The organism is Nonomuraea sp. NPDC049504 (genome assembly GCF_040676845.1).
In the GTDB taxonomy this organism is placed as follows: Bacteria; Actinomycetota; Actinomycetes; order Streptosporangiales; family Streptosporangiaceae; genus Nonomuraea; species Nonomuraea salmonea.
Genome location: NZ_JBFAPT010000017.1, coordinates 140,871 through 154,893, shown reverse-complemented (window position 1 = coordinate 154,893; position 14,023 = coordinate 140,871). Strand labels below are relative to the sequence as shown.

The 14,023-nt window shown below is 70.3% G+C and carries 13 protein-coding genes; 11 read left to right on the top strand and 2 right to left on the bottom strand.

From position 1 onward, the window contains the following. Positions 1-3: 3 nt before the first annotated feature. Positions 4-834, bottom strand: a complete 831-nt coding sequence (locus tag AB0K28_RS30060) for an AraC family transcriptional regulator (RefSeq protein ID WP_364376693.1) — start codon at positions 832-834, stop codon at positions 4-6. Between the two features lie 51 nt (positions 835-885). Between AB0K28_RS30060 and AB0K28_RS30055 the strand changes: the two genes are divergently transcribed. The 4 genes from AB0K28_RS30055 (at position 886) to AB0K28_RS30040 (ending at position 4,127) form a co-directional block, all read left to right on the top strand. Next, positions 886-1,464 carry a helix-turn-helix domain-containing protein gene (locus tag AB0K28_RS30055; RefSeq protein ID WP_364376690.1) on the top strand — a complete coding sequence of 193 codons (579 nt, stop codon included), beginning with the start codon at positions 886-888 and terminating at the stop codon, positions 1,462-1,464. Further along, entirely contained in the window at positions 1,457-2,293 is an 837-nt protein-coding gene (locus AB0K28_RS30050) for an SRPBCC family protein (protein ID WP_364376687.1), read from the top strand. Before AB0K28_RS30055 ends, AB0K28_RS30050 begins: the two co-directional genes overlap by 8 nt. Before the next feature lie 71 nt (positions 2,294-2,364). Then, positions 2,365-2,775 (top strand): DUF2000 domain-containing protein, encoded by a 411-nt coding sequence (locus tag AB0K28_RS30045; RefSeq protein ID WP_364376684.1) that lies wholly within the window; start codon positions 2,365-2,367, stop codon positions 2,773-2,775. Positions 2,776-3,338: 563 nt separating this feature from the next. Then, on the top strand, positions 3,339-4,127 hold the full coding sequence (locus tag AB0K28_RS30040) for a DUF559 domain-containing protein (RefSeq protein ID WP_364376681.1): 789 nt from the start codon (positions 3,339-3,341) through the stop codon (positions 4,125-4,127). Positions 4,128-4,500: 373 nt separating this feature from the next. On the opposite strand, the gene AB0K28_RS30035 is transcribed toward AB0K28_RS30040, so the two are convergent. Beyond that, a complete protein-coding gene (locus AB0K28_RS30035; RefSeq protein ID WP_364376678.1) occupies positions 4,501-5,685 on the bottom strand; it encodes a cytochrome P450 in 1,185 nt (394 codons plus the stop codon). Between the two features lie 749 nt (positions 5,686-6,434). Here AB0K28_RS30035 and AB0K28_RS30030 point away from each other — a divergent pair. From AB0K28_RS30030 to AB0K28_RS30000, 7 genes are all read left to right on the top strand, one after another. Then, complete coding sequence (locus tag AB0K28_RS30030; protein ID WP_364376675.1) at positions 6,435-7,280, top strand: fumarylacetoacetate hydrolase family protein; 846 nt, start codon at positions 6,435-6,437, stop codon at positions 7,278-7,280. Beyond that, the gene (locus tag AB0K28_RS30025) at positions 7,277-8,572 is read left to right on the top strand and encodes an L-fuconate dehydratase (protein ID WP_364376672.1); all 1,296 of its coding nucleotides are present in this window, start codon (positions 7,277-7,279) and stop codon (positions 8,570-8,572) included. Before AB0K28_RS30030 ends, AB0K28_RS30025 begins: the two co-directional genes overlap by 4 nt. Then, the gene (locus tag AB0K28_RS30020; RefSeq protein ID WP_364376669.1) at positions 8,569-9,309 is read left to right on the top strand and encodes an SDR family oxidoreductase; all 741 of its coding nucleotides are present in this window, start codon (positions 8,569-8,571) and stop codon (positions 9,307-9,309) included. Before AB0K28_RS30025 ends, AB0K28_RS30020 begins: the two co-directional genes overlap by 4 nt. A gap of 121 nt (positions 9,310-9,430) precedes the next feature. Then, the gene (locus AB0K28_RS30015; RefSeq protein ID WP_345389406.1) at positions 9,431-10,453 is read left to right on the top strand and encodes a sugar ABC transporter substrate-binding protein; all 1,023 of its coding nucleotides are present in this window, start codon (positions 9,431-9,433) and stop codon (positions 10,451-10,453) included. Beyond that, a complete protein-coding gene (locus AB0K28_RS30010) occupies positions 10,453-11,931 on the top strand; it encodes a sugar ABC transporter ATP-binding protein (RefSeq protein ID WP_364376666.1) in 1,479 nt (492 codons plus the stop codon). The genes AB0K28_RS30015 and AB0K28_RS30010 overlap by 1 nt, the downstream gene beginning before the upstream one ends. After that, positions 11,928-12,917, top strand: a complete 990-nt coding sequence (locus AB0K28_RS30005) for an ABC transporter permease (protein WP_364376663.1) — start codon at positions 11,928-11,930, stop codon at positions 12,915-12,917. Before AB0K28_RS30010 ends, AB0K28_RS30005 begins: the two co-directional genes overlap by 4 nt. After that, positions 12,917-13,855, top strand: coding sequence for an aldo/keto reductase (locus tag AB0K28_RS30000; protein ID WP_364376660.1), 939 nt, complete (start codon positions 12,917-12,919; stop codon positions 13,853-13,855). Before AB0K28_RS30005 ends, AB0K28_RS30000 begins: the two co-directional genes overlap by 1 nt. The last annotated feature ends 168 nt before the right edge of the window (positions 13,856-14,023 follow it).

Here is a 14,023-nt window from a genome sequence, read left to right as displayed (position 1 = left end):
CTCTTACGGCGCTCGGTGGGTGATCGCTGCCCGGTAGGCCCCCGGGGTCAGGCCGAAGTAGCGGGTGAACCAGCGGGTCAGGTGGCTCTGGTCGGCGAAGCCGGACGCGGCGGCCGCCCCCGCGATGGGCGTGCCGGTGGCGATCAGGTCGCGGGCCCTCCTCAGCCTGAGCTGGCGCTGGTAGTCGCTGGGTGCCATGCCGTAGGCGGCGTGGAAGGCGCGGTAGACGGCGTACCGGCTGGCGCCCGCCGACGTGGCGAGGTCGTCGATGGTGAGGTCGTCGGTCAGGCGGTCGTGCAGGACGCTCCTGGCGCGGGCGGCCATGGCGCCGGTGCTTACGCGGGCAGTTGCCACGGGGGAGGCCGCGGCGCGACGTACGATGGCCGCGACCGTGGCGGTGAGCAGCTCGTCACGGCGCAGGGCGGTCGCGCGGTCGTCGAGGAGCGCGGCGTGCAGGGCGCGCAGCGCGCCCGCGAGCGCCGGATCGTCCACCACGGGGCTGGCGAACAGCGGCAGGCCCGCGCGGCGGCCGGTGGCGTCCTCCAGCGCGTCCGTGACCAGGGCGGGCCCGATGTGCACCATCCGGTACGTGAAGCCGAGCGCGTTCGCGGCGTGCCCGTCGTGCGGGTCCTCGGGGTTGAAGGCCATGACCATGCCGGCCGCGCTCGTGTGCGCCGCCCCCCGGCACGTGAACGCCTGTGCCCCGTGCTCCGTGACCCCGAAGGAGTAGGTCTCGTGGCTGTGCCGGTGGTAGACGTGCCGCTCGAAGTGGGCGTGCATGGCCTCGAGCGGCCGGTCGGGCGACCTCCAGTAGCGGGACCAGTCGTGCGTCACCCTTCCACTCTATTGACAAAGAGAGTTTTTACGTAAAGGATTCCTTTTGCGATGAGAGACGTCCTGTACTTGGAAGAGATCGAGCAGGCAGAGGCCCTGCTCAAGCCGCAGCGCGTGGAGGTGCTGCGGCAGCTGGCCGAGCCCCGCACCTGCTCAGAGGTGGCGGAACGACTCGGCCAGACGCCGCAGCGGGTCTACTACCACGTCAAGCGGCTGGTCGAGGCGGGCCTGGTGGACCAGGTGGCCGAGCGCAAGGTGCGCGGCGTCCACGAGGGCATCTACCAGGCGGGCGCGCGGTCGTACTGGCTGTCGCCCCGCCTCGTCGGCCGCATCGGGCTGCGCAAGGCCCGCGACGAGCTGAGCCTCGGCTACCTGCTCGACCTCATGGAGGAGGTGCAGGCCGACATCGCGGCGCTCGACCGCAGCGCCCCCGAGCTGCCGTCCATCGGGCTGTCCGGCGAGATCCACGTGCGCCCTGAGCGACGGCAGGAGTTCCTGAACGAGCTGCAGACCCTGCTGCAGGACCTTTTCACCCGATACGGCGGGGACGAAGGCGACGCCTTCAAGCTGGCCATCGCCTGCTACCCCCATGCCGCACCCCAGCCAGAAGGAGAACGAGACGATGTCTGAGCCGTTGATCGTGCGTGCCCGGATCCCCGCCGGCGTCGAGGAGGTGCGCAGCGCGCTCACCGATCCCGAGGCGCTGCGCGGGTGGCTGGCCGAGCACGTGGACGTGAACCTCGCCGAGGGGCGCTTCTGCTTCTGGGGGCGTACGACGCCCGAGGGCGACGCGCCGCACCAGCGGCTGCTGCACGCCGACGAGCGTACGCTGCGCTTCGCCTGGCTGCTCGACGGCGAGGAGACGACGACCGAGCTGACCTGGGAGGCCGACGGCGAGCACACCGTGGTGACGCTGTCGCAGACGCACTTCGACTTCCAGGACGTCATCACCGGCAAGAGCATCAGGGGCGTGCTGCAGACGTACTGGTGCCTGGTGCTCACCAACCTCGCCGAGCACCTCGAAGGCCGCCCGCTCACCGACAAGATCGACTTCACCTCGGCGGAGATGCGCACCACCGTCGAGATCGCGGCCTCGCCCGAGCGGGTCTTCGAGTCGCTCACCTCGTCCGAGGCGGTCTCCAAGTGGTTCGGCTTCCCCATCGAGATCGAGCCGCAGGTCGGCGGGCGGTTCGCCATGGGCGGCTTCGACAACGACCCCGAGCCCGCGCGGATCCTGGAGCTGGAGCCGGACCGCAAGCTCTCCGTCGGCTGGGGCGAGAACGGTGTGGGCTCGTGGGAGCTGGAGGGATCCGGCGGTAGGACGCGGCTGACGCTGGTGCAGAGCGGCTTCGACGAGTCGCGGCCGCCGTACGCCGCGTGGGGCGGGTTCGTGTCGGGGCTGGCGGAGCTGCGCCGCTACCACGAGATCCCGGGCTGGCAGCCGATCATCACCGCGTAGTTGTGCCGGGTCTCTGGGCTGGCGCACGAGCGTTCAAGACACCGCCTTATCGGCCCGGAATGCTGCTGGCCATGCGTTTCGACACCAAAATCGGCATCGTCGTCCGCTCGGACCTCGCCGCCTGGCAACGCTTGAACGTCACCGCCTTCCTCGCCAGCGCCATCGCCGGTGGGCGGCCGGAGGCGATGGGGGACGATTACGAGGACGGGTCGGGGAACACGTACCTGCCGATGTTCCGCCAGCCTGTGGTCATCTACCAGGCGGACCTCGCCACGCTGCGCAAGGTCCGAGAGAAGGCCGTGGGACGGGGGTTGGGCGTGGCCGTCTACACGGAGGACATGTTCAAGACGGGCAACGACGAGGACAACCGGGCCGCCGTACGCGCGTACCTGGCCGGGGACCTCAACCTGGTCGGACTAGCCCTGTACGGCCCCAAAACCCCGATGGACAAATCCCTGAAGGGCCTCACCCTCCACCCCTGACGGGAGAAAGGCCGCCAGTAGAGCGGCCGCAGGGACCGGCCGCAGAGGGCGCAGGTGCTGGTCGCAGGGCGGCGCAGGGGCTGGTCGCAGGGTGGCGCAGGGGCTGGTCGTAGGGAGCAGCCGCTCCCGGCGGCAGGACCTCCGAACCGAATGCGGTCCTGTGGATGACCCCCCTCATCCACAGAACCGCATTCGGCCCTGGTTCCACGGCCCCGAGCCGCCATCCTCAACCCATGACCCGCCCCACCACCCACACACCCCAGCCCACCACCCACACACCCCAGCCCACCACCCGCCGCCCACAACCAACCAAGACACTTCAACCCCTACCGCCTGCGGCACGACCACTCGCGCCCCCAGAACAGCCACTTGCTGTTGGGCGACCGCAGGCACCCATGGGGCGACCAAGGACCTTCGCGAACCGACCAGAAGCACTCACGAGGCGAGCGGCGGCACCAGCGGATCGACCTGAGGAGCCAGCGGGTCGACCTGAGGAGCCAGCGGATCGATCAGAAGAGCTCTCGGGCCGGCCACGTTCACTCTCAGGACGGACACCCGCCTTCGTGCCACTGATCGAGCGGGCCCGCACCATCACCATGGCCGTCCCGCACGCCGTCGCCTGCGGTCAGACAGCCGCCCACATCTGGGGCCTCCAGATCACGGCCACTCCCGACCACGAGTGGCCCGTCGAGGTGATAGCCCCCACCCACCTGGCGATCCCCGGCTGCGTGACCTACCTGATCCCACTCCCGCAAGAAGACATCACCGGCCACAAAGGCGTCCGCCTCACCACTATGGAACGCACGGCCCTCGACTGCGCCCGCTGGCTACCCCGCACGGAAGCGGTCGCCATCCTCGACCGGTTCGCCCGCCGAGGCGTGGACCTGGAAGCCCTGTGGCACCGCCCCCTCAACTCCTGGCGCCTGCGCGACACCCTCAGCCTCGCCGACAGAGGAGCCGCCTCACCCAGGGAAAGCTGGCTACGGGTGATCCTCGTGGACGGCGGCCTCCCCAGGCCGACCACCCAGATCAAGGTGCAACTGAGCGAAGACCGCTCCGCCTACCTCGACCTCGGCTGGGAGGAGTACAAGGTCGCCGTGGAGTACGACGGCCGCGAACACCACACCTCACCCGCCGACCAGCAACACGACACGGACCGGCGAGAGGAGTTGCGCCGCCAGGGCTGGCGAGTGATAGCCGTCCGCCGAGACGTCATCCCCGCCCAAATAGCCGACCTCCTCCACCAGGTGGCCAACACGTTGATCGAACAAGGCTGGCAACCCGGCCCCCAAGGAACGACCCGCATCCTCTCCCGAATCCGCGCCGCCCGCCGCAAACCCCGCTACCGCTGACCCAGCGCCACCCACCGACGGATCCCATAGCCGACGCCCCCGGTCCACAGTTCGGCTAGCCGACGATCCGTGCATGGTGGTTCCCTCGCTTGTGGGTCTTCCACGCATCGGCCACATACCTGCGAGTCCTCACCGGTGGGTCGTCCACGCTCAGGCCGCCCGCCTGGGGGTCGCCCGCGCGTGGACCGCCTGCGCGTGGACCGCCCGCGCGTGGACCGCCCGCGCGTAGGCCGCCCGCGCGCGGGCGGCCACTTGAGGGTCGTCCGTCGGCAGGTCGTCGAGCCGCAGGTTGCTTGTTCGAGGGCCCCTTGCCCGGTGTTCTGGCTCCAGGGTTGAGCGAGTGACGGTTCGCCGAAGGGCTGCCGATCGTCCACTAGCCGATGGTCACGGGCAGTTCTTTGAGGCCGTTGATGAAGTTCGAGCGGAGGCGGCGGGGGGCGCCTGACTGGTGGATGTGGGGGTGGCGGCGGGCCAACTGCTCGAAGAGGATGCGGAGTTCCAGTTTGGCGAGGTGGTTGCCGAGGCAGAAGTGGGCGCCGCCGCCGCCGAAGCCGATGTGCGGGTTCGGGTCGCGGCCGATGTCGAAGACGTCGCCGTCCTGGAAGACGGAGGTGTCGCGGTTGGCGGAGGCGTAGAAGACGACGACCTTGTCGTCCGCCTTGATCTCCTGGCCCCCGAGCACCTGGTCGGCGGTCGAGGTGCGGCGGAAGAGGTTCACGGGGGAGACCCAGCGGACGATCTCGTCGGCCGCCGTCTTCGCCAGCGCGGGGTCGGCGACCAGCCGGTCCCACTGGTCGGGGTGCTCGAAGAAGGCGAGCATGCCGCCTGAGGCCGCGTTCCGCGTGGTCTCGTTGCCGGCCACCACCAGCAGGAGGACGAACAGGTCGAACTCATCCTCGGCGAGCGTCTCGCCGTTCTCGTTGGGCTGGAGGAGCCGGGTGACGATGTCGTTCCTGGGGTTGGCCTTGCGCTGGGCGGCCAGCTGGTTGGCGTACGCGTACACCTCCATGGCCGCGCCCGAGCCCTTTTCCGGAGTGTCGGCGAAGTCGGGGTCCTGGGCGCCGATCATGCGGTTCGACCAGTTGAAGAGCTTGTCGCGGTCTTCGACGGGGGCCCCGAGGAGTTCGCAGATCACGTACAGGGGGAGGGGTGCGGCGACCTCGGTGACGAAGTCGACCTCGCCCGTGACCTTGTCGAGGAGGTCGTCGCAGATGTCGCGGATGTGCTGCTCGAGGGCGCCGATCGTGCGCGGGGTGAAGCCCCGGTTCACCAGGGCGCGCCGTCGTGTGTGCTCGGGCGGGTCCTGGTTGAGCATCATGAGGCGCTGCAGCGCGATCTGGTCCTCCTCCAGCTCGTCGAAGAGGGCGAGCCTGCGGTGGGAGGAGAAGAGCTCGGAGTGGCGCGACACGTGGACGACGTCGTCGTAGCGGGTGACGGCCCAGAAACCCGGGTCGCCCTCGTGCCAGTGGACCGGGGAGTTCGCGCGCAGCCAGGCGAGCTGGGCGTGGGGCGGTCCAGCGGTCGCGTATAGGTCCCTGTCGACCAGGTCGATGTGCACGCGGGGTCACCTCGTAGGTCAAGCGCTTGGTTGGGTAATCGACACCGTACTTGAAACGTGTTCTATTACGCCACTGTACGCCCGTCAAGGAGGAGTGGGGATGGCTCCGGATGTGCTCCCGGTGCGCTTCCGATGGGCTTTCGCTGTGCTCCCGCTGGTGCTGGTGGCGGGCTTGGTAGGGGGTGAATGTGATGGCGGGAAGGAAAGGCGAAAGGGGTATATCGGGTGGCGTTTCGGTTATATCCGGATGTTCCTTGGGCGAGGGCGAGGGCGAGGGCGGGGGCGGGGGCGGGGGCGGGGCTGGGGGCCTGGGGGCCTGGGTTCAGGTAGGTGGCTCGGCTGATGCTCGGTCGCGGGTCGCGGGTTGCCGGTGTGTGGGTCGCCGGTGCCTAGTGCCTAGTGCCCGGTGCCCGGTGCCCGGTGCCCAGTGCCCAGCGCCCAGTGGCCGGTACCCGGTGCCCCGCGCCCCGCGCCCCGCGCCCCGCGCCCCGCCGTGCCCCGCGCCCCGCGCCCCGTGCCCGTGCTCAGCGCCCCGTGCCCCGTGCCCCGTGCCCCGTGCCTGGTGCCTGGTGGTCGGGGTCGGAGGGAGTGGGTGGTTTGTCGGAATGTGTGGCGCCTCAACTGCCTCTCAGGTATCGGTCCAAAGCTCGCTGGGAAACATCGGACGACACTGCGCCTCTTGACACGTTGCACTTTGCCGCACGAGCATCGTGAGGCGAGACATCCGATGTATAGGTGAAGGATGCGGTGTGAAGCTGCTGCGAGTAGGACCTGTCGGCCAGGAGCGGCCGGTGGTCATGGACGACGCCGGCAACCTGCGTGACATTGGCGTACCCGAGATCGACGGGGCTTTTCTCGCCTCCGGGGGAGTGGCGCGGGTCAGAGAGGCGCTGGAGCGGGGCGACCTGCCCGTCGTGGAGGCCGAAGGGCTGAGGGTCGGGGCACCGATCGCGCGGCCGGGAAAGATCGTATGCATCGGGCTGAACTTCAGCGACCACGCCGCCGAGTCGGGCGCGGCGGTGCCGGCGGAGCCGGTGGTGTTCATGAAGGCGAGCAACACCATGGTCGGCCCGTACGACGAGGTGCTCGTGCCCCGCGGCAGCGTGAAGACCGACTGGGAGGTGGAGCTGGCGATCGTGATCGGGCGGGAGGCCCGCTACCTCGGCAGCCGGGAGGAGGCGCTGGAGGTCGTCGCCGGGTACGCGATCTCGAACGACGTCTCCGAGCGGGAGTTCCAGCTTGAGCGCGGCGGCCAGTGGGACAAGGGCAAGTCGTGCGAGACGTTCAACCCGCTGGGCCCCTGGCTGGTGACGGCCGACGAAGTGGGCGACCCGCAGAACCTGGCGATGCGCCTGTGGGTGAACGGCGAGCTGCGCCAGGACGGCGACACCAAGAACATGATCTTCGACGTGGCGGAGGTCGTCCGGTACCTGAGCCAGTTCATGGTGCTGGAGCCGGGAGACGTGATCAACACGGGCACCCCGGCCGGCGTCGCCATGGGCATGCCGGGCCAGCCGTACCTGCGCGCGGGTGACGTGATGGAGCTGGAGATCGAGGGCCTCGGCCGGCAGCGGCAGACGGTGGGGCAGGCATGACGACCTCGACGTACCGGATCGTGGGCATGGAGACGCACGACGTGCGTTTCCCGACGTCCCGCGAGCTCGACGGCTCCGACGCGATGAACCCCGACCCCGACTACTCCGCCGCGTACGTCGTGCTCAAGACGGACGACGGGTACGAGGGGCACGGGTTCGCGTTCACCATCGGCCGGGGCAACGACGTGCAGACGGCGGCGATCGGCGCGCTGCGGCCGTACGTGATCGGCAAGGACGTCGAGGACCTCGGCGCGCTCTACAAGGAGCTGGTCAACGACTCGCAGCTGCGCTGGCTGGGCCCGGAGAAGGGCGTCATGCACATGGCGATCTCCGCCGTGGTCAACGCGCTGTGGGACCTGAAGGCGAAGCGGGCCGGCAAGCCGCTCTGGCGGCTGCTCGCGGACATGTCGCCGGAGGAGATCGTCGAGCTGATCGACTTCCGCTACCTGAGCGACGCGCTGACCAGGGACGACGCCTTGGAGATCCTGCGCGCGGCAGAGGGCGGCAAGGCGGAGCGCGTCGCGCGGCTGCAGGAGACCGGCTATCCGGCGTACACGACGTCGCCGGGCTGGCTCGGCTACGACGACGAGAAGCTGCGCCGGCTCTGCAAGGAGGCGCTTGAGCAGGGCTTCGGCCAGATCAAGCTCAAGGTGGGCGCGGACCTGGAGGACGACAGGCGGCGCTTCAGGGTGGCCAGGGAGGTGTGCGGCGCCGGCTTCCCGATCGCCATCGACGCCAACCAGCGCTGGGACGTCGGCTCGGCCATCGAGTGGGTGAACGCGCTGCGCGAGTTCGAGCCGCACTGGGTCGAGGAGCCGACGAGCCCCGACGACGTGCTGGGGCACGCGGCGATCGCGCGGGGCATCGCGCCGATCCCGGTGGCGACCGGCGAGCACGTCCAGAACCGCATCGTCTTCAAGCAGTTGCTGCAGGCCGAGGCGCTGTCGTACGTGCAGATCGACGCCGCCAGGGTGGGCGGGCTGAACGAGAACCTCGCGATCGTGCTGCTGGCGGCCAAGTTCGGGGTGCCGGTGTGCCCGCACGCGGGCGGCGTGGGGCTGTGCGAGCTGGTGCAGCACCTGTCGATGTTCGACTACGTGGCGGTGACCGGCACGATGGACGGCCGCGTCATCGAGTACGTCGACCACCTCCACGAGCACTTCGTCGACCCGGTGGTCATCAAGGACGGCAGATACGCGGCCCCGTCGCGCCCCGGCTTCAGCGCGGAGCTGCGCGAGGAGTCGATCGCCGCCCACACCTTCCCCGGCGGCGAGGTCTGGAGGGACGCATGAGTGACGCGCTGAAGGCGGTCGTGACCGGCGGCGGCTCGGGGATCGGCCTGGCGGCGGCGTCGGCGCTGGCGGTGCGCGGCATGCGGGTCGCCTGCCTCGACCTCAATCCGCCGGGTGAGCCGTTCATCGGCATCAAGGCCGACGTCACCGATGACGCCGCGGTACGCGCCGCGGTGGCGGAGGCGGCCGAGCGGCTGGGCGGCATCGACGTGCTGGTCAACAACGCCGGCATCGGCGCCCAGGGCACGATCGAGGACAACCCGGACAGCGAGTGGCATCGGGTGTTCGACGTGAACGTCCTCGGCATGGTCCGGGTCGCGCGGGCGGCGCTGCCGTACCTGCGCAGGTCGGAGCATGCCGCGATCGTCAACACCTGCTCGGTCGCGGCCACCGCGGGGCTGCCCCAGCGGGCCCTCTACAGCGCCACCAAGGGCGCGGTGCTGTCGCTGACGCTCGCCATGGCCGCCGACCACATCCGCGAGGGCATCAGGGTCAACTGCGTCAATCCGGGCACCGCCGACACCCCGTGGGTGGGCAGGCTGCTGGACGCGGCCGAGGACCCCGAGGCCGAACGCGCGGCGCTCAACGCCAGGCAGCCGATGGGCCGCCTGGTCACCGCAGAGGAGGTCGCCGCGGCGATCGCCTACCTCGCGAGCCCCGAGTCCGCCTCGACCACGGGCACCGCGCTCGCGGTGGACGGCGGCATGCAGGGCCTGCGACTGCGCCCCGCCAACTGAACAGCCGCCGCCAGAAGGGCGGCACGGCCGTAAATGCGCCGACCGATGGCCGGCGGCCCCGCAGGCCGCCGGCCGACGGCCCTCCGACCAGAGGGCCAGGCAACTAAGGAAGGTACCCCCCATGAAGTTCGGACGGGCGGTCGCGGCAGCGGCCATGCTGGCGGTCGTGACCGCGTGCGGTTCAGGCGGCACGACGGCGGAAGGAGGCGGCGGCGGGAAGGTCGGCATCGACCATCCCCGCGCCGACTCCGACTTCTGGAACTCCTACATCAAGTACGTCCCGCAGATGGCCGGCGAGCTCAAGGTGGACCTCATGCCGGCCACGAACTCGCAGAACGACGTGGCCAAGCTGGTCAACAACGTGCAGGCGCTGGTCGGCCAGGGCGCCAAGGTCATCGTCATGGCCCCGCAGGACACCGGCGCCGTCGCCACCACGCTGCAGCAGCTGGAGAACAAGAAGATCCCGGTCGTCACCGTGGACACCCGCCCCGACAAGGGCAACGTCTACATGGTCGTCCGCGCCGACAACCGCGCGTACGGCACCAAGGCGTGCGAGTTCCTCGGCGAGAAGCTCGGCGGCAAGGGCAAGGTGGTGCAGCTCCAGGGCTCGCTCGGCTCGATCAACGGCCGCGACAGGTCGGAGGCGTTCCTCGACTGCATGAAGAGCAAGTTCCCCGGCATCACGGTGTTCAGTGAGCCGACCGAGTGGGAGGGCACGAAGGCGGCGTCGATGCTGCAGACCCGCCTGGAGCAGAACCCCGACATCAAGGGCATCTACATGCACGCGGGCGGCGTGCACCTGGCGCCGACGCTGCAGGTGCTCAAGCAGAAGGGCCTGCTGCTCCCCACCGACGACCCCAAGCACATCTTCGTGATCTCCAACGACGGGATCCCGCAGGAGTTCGAGGCGATCCGCAAGGGCGACATCGACGCGACGGTCTCGCAGCCGGCCGACCTGTACGCCAAGTACGCCCTCTTCTACGCCAAGGCCGCGGCCGAGGGCAAGACGTTCAAGCCCGGCCCGACCGACCACGACAGCACGATCATAGAGCTGCCGAACGGCTTGGAGGACCAGCTCCCCGCGCCGCTCGTGACGAAGGAGAACGTGGACGACCAGGCCCTCTGGGGCAACCAGGTCAAGTGATGAGCACCCACGTCGAAGCCAGGAACGTGGTCAAACGCTTCGGCCCGACGACCGCGCTCGACGGCGCCGGCATCACGATCGCCGAGGGTGAGACGCACGCGCTGGTCGGCAGGAACGGCGCCGGCAAGTCCACGCTGGTGTCGATCCTGACCGGGCTGCAACGGCCGGACGAGGGCGAGGTGCGCTTCTCGGGCGAGCCCGCCCCCGCGCTCGGCGACCGGGACGCCTGGCGGCGGCGGGTGGCGTGCGTCTACCAGAAGTCCACGATCATCCCGGCGCTGACGGTGGCCGAGAACCTGTTCCTCAACCGCCAGTCGGAAGGGCGCACGATCAACTGGCGGGCGCTGCGGGCCAGGGCCAGGGAGCTGCTGGACACGTACGAGGTGGACGTCGACGCGCAGGCGCTGGCCGGCGACCTGAGCGTCGAGCAGCGCCAGCTCGTGGAGATCGCCCGCGCGCTGTCGTTCGGCGCCCGGTTCATCATCCTGGACGAGCCGACCGCGCGGCTCGACGGCCCGGCGATCGAGCGCCTGTTCGCGCGCATGCGCTCGCTGCGCGAGCAGGGCGTGACCATGATGTACATCTCCCACCACCTCGACGAGGTCTACGAGATCTGCCAGAGCGTCACGGTGTTCCGCGACGCCCGGCACGTCCTGACCAGGCCGGTCGCGGGGCTGCCGCACGACGAGCTGGTGGCCGCGATGACCGGCGAGGCGACGGCGGCGTACGAGGCCCGCCAGCACACGCCGGCCGAGCGGGTCGTGCTGGAGGGCGCCGGGCTGTCGCTGGCCGGCCGCTACACCGGCGTCGATCTCGCGGTCAGGTCGGGCGAGGTCGTCGGCCTGGCCGGATCGGCGAGCAGCGGCAAGGTCGGCCTGGCGGAGACGCTGGTCGGGCTGCGCAGAGCGGACGCCGGCACGGTCACCGTCAACGGCACCCAGGTCAGGGCGGGCGACGTGCCCGCCGCGATGCGGGCCGGGCTCGGGTTCGTCCCGGAGGACCGCCACCACGAGGGCTTCGTCCCGCTGCTGTCGGTGGGCGAGAACGCCACGTTCCCGATCGCCCGCAAGCTCGGCCGCTTCGGCACGGTCTCGCCCGCGCGGCGCCGCGCCGAGGCCGAGCGGTTGATCGGCTCCCTCGACATCAAGACCGAGGGGCCCGACCAGCCGGTGGGCGACCTGTCAGGAGGCAACGCGCAGAAGGTGGTGTTCGCGCGGGCGCTGGTGGACGACCCGGCCGTGCTGGTGGTGATCAACCCGACCGCCGGCGTCGACGTCAAGGCCAAGCAGGCCCTGCTCGGCGCCGTCGAGGACGCCGTCGAGCGCGGCGCGGGGGCCGTGGTGGTCTCCGACGAGCTCGATGACCTGCGGATCTGCGATCGGGTGCTGGTGATGTTCCACGGCAGGGTCGTCAAGGAGGTGCCGCGTGGCTGGAGTGACCACGAGCTCGTGGCCGTGATGGAAGGCATAGAAGAGTGACTGCTTTGACGGCTCCCGCCCCCCGGGTGCGGCTGGCCAAGTTCCGCGATCTGACGCTCGTCCCGGTGATCGTGCTTCTGCTCGTCGTCGGCGCGTTCCTCGACCCGACCTTCCTGACGGCGGGCAACCTGACGAACGTGCTCCAGCAGCAGGCCGCGATCTCGCTGCTGGTGCTGGCCGAGGCGATGATCCTGATCGCCGGCAAGTTCGACCTGTCGCTGGAGTCGACGGTCGGCACCGCGCCGGCGATCGCGGTGATGCTGGTCATCCCGGTGTCGGCGGGCGGCTTCGGCATCGGCCTGCCCGGGGTGCTGGTGATCCCGCTGGCGCTGCTCGTCGGAGCCGCGATCGGCGCGTTCAACGGCTTTCTGATCGTACGGTTCCAGCTGTCGGCGTTCATCGTCACGCTGGCCATGCTGATCATCGTGCACGGGCTGCTTCAGGGGCCGACCGAGGGCAAGACGCTGTTCGAGCTCCCCGACTCGATCCTCTACCTGGGCAGCGCCATGTGGCTGGGCCTGCCCGCCGCCATCTGGATCGCCGGCGCGCTGTTCGCGGCCGGTATCTTCGGCCTCGGCTACCTGCGGCTCGGCCGCGCGCTCTACGCGATCGGCGGCAACCTCGACGCCGCCCGCGCCGCCGGCATCCGGGTCGACCGGGTCCTGTACGGCGTGTTCATCCTGGGGGGCACGCTCGCCGCGCTGGCCGGCGTGCTGGAGACCGGCCGCCTCGGCGCCATCGGCAACCAGCAGGGCGTCGGCTGGATCTTCATGGTGTTCGCCGCGGCCGTCATCGGCGGTGTCAGCATGGACGGCGGCAAGGGCACCATCCTCGGCGCGCTCACCGGCGTGCTGGTGATCGGCCTCGTGCAGAACATCCTCACCCTCATCGGGGTGTCAGGCTTCTGGCAGCCGGTCATCTACGGCTCGATCATCCTCGTCGCCCTCATGATCAGCAGGATCGCCGGCGGAAAGGCACAAGATTGATGGACCGGATCGACCTGCCCCGCGTCGGCTTCGGTGGCGCGCCCATCGGCAACCTCTACGACGCGGTGACTGAGGACCAGGCGCGGTCCACCGTCGAGGCCGCCTGGCAGAGCGGCATCCGCCTGTACGACACCGCGCCCCACTACGGGCTCGGCGTGTCGGAGCGGCGGATCGGCGCGGCGCTGACCGGCCGGTCGGGTTACCTGCTGTCCACGAAGGTCGGAAGGCTGCTGCGGCCGGTCACCGTCACCCCTTCCGAGCGGGGCGGGCGCGCGGAGCTGGGCTTCGACGAGCCCGACGACCTGGAACGGGTGTGGGACTTCTCCGGCGATGGCGTACGCACGTCGCTGGCCGAGTCCCTCACCCGCCTCGGCCTGCCCGGCGTGGACATCGCCTTCATCCACGACCCCGACGACCACGCCGAGCAGGCGATCAAGGAGGCTTATCCGGCGCTGGCCGAGCTGCGTGCCGAGGGGCGGATCCGGGCGGTCGGCGTCGGCATGAACCAGTGGCAGGTGCCGCTGCGGTTCGTCCGCGAGACCGACATCGACGTGGTCATGCTGGCCGGTCGCTACACCCTGCTCGACCAGTCCGGTTTGCCCCTCCTGGAGGAGTGCGCGGAGCGGGGCGTCGCGGTGCTGGCCGCCGGCGTCTTCAACAGTGGCCTGCTCGCCACGCACGAGCCCGCGGGCACCTTCGACTACCTGCCCGCCCCTGAGCACCTGGTGGTGAAGGCGCGGCGCATCGCCGCGGTCTGCGAACGCCACGACGTCACCCTGCCCCAGGCGGCGCTGGCCTTCCCTCTCCGCCACCCGGCGGTCGCCACGATCGTGGTGGGTGCCCGCACCCCCAAGGAGGTCCAGGAGAACACCACCCTCCTGGACCGCCCGGTCCCCGAGTCCTTGTGGACGGACCTCGCGGCAGAAGGCCTGCTATGACGGCTCGCCTCCGGCCTCGCCCCTGAAAAGGGGGAAGGGTGGGGTGGCGGCGGGCACGCACGCCCCGGCCTTCCGGCCTTCCGGCCTTCCGGCCTTCCGGCCTTCCGGCCTTCCGGCCTTCCGGCCTTCCGGCCTTCCGGCCTTCCGGCCTTCCGGCCTTCCGGCCTT

Bases quoted from the DNA above. Each gene is read 5' to 3' on its own strand.
- AB0K28_RS30020 (WP_364376669.1), top strand. From the start codon at position 8,569: ATGAGTGACGCGCTGAAGGCGGTCGTGACCGGCGGCGGCTCGGGGATC.
- AB0K28_RS30010 (WP_364376666.1), top strand. From the start codon at position 10,453: ATGAGCACCCACGTCGAAGCCAGGAACGTGGTCAAACGCTTCGGCCCG.
- AB0K28_RS30015 (WP_345389406.1), top strand. From the start codon at position 9,431: ATGAAGTTCGGACGGGCGGTCGCGGCAGCGGCCATGCTGGCGGTCGTG.
- AB0K28_RS30025 (WP_364376672.1), top strand. From the start codon at position 7,277: ATGACGACCTCGACGTACCGGATCGTGGGCATGGAGACGCACGACGTG.
- AB0K28_RS30055 (WP_364376690.1), top strand. From the start codon at position 886: ATGAGAGACGTCCTGTACTTGGAAGAGATCGAGCAGGCAGAGGCCCTG.
- AB0K28_RS30050 (WP_364376687.1), top strand. From the start codon at position 1,457: ATGTCTGAGCCGTTGATCGTGCGTGCCCGGATCCCCGCCGGCGTCGAG.
- AB0K28_RS30000 (WP_364376660.1), top strand. From the start codon at position 12,917: ATGGACCGGATCGACCTGCCCCGCGTCGGCTTCGGTGGCGCGCCCATC.
- AB0K28_RS30045 (WP_364376684.1), top strand. From the start codon at position 2,365: ATGCGTTTCGACACCAAAATCGGCATCGTCGTCCGCTCGGACCTCGCC.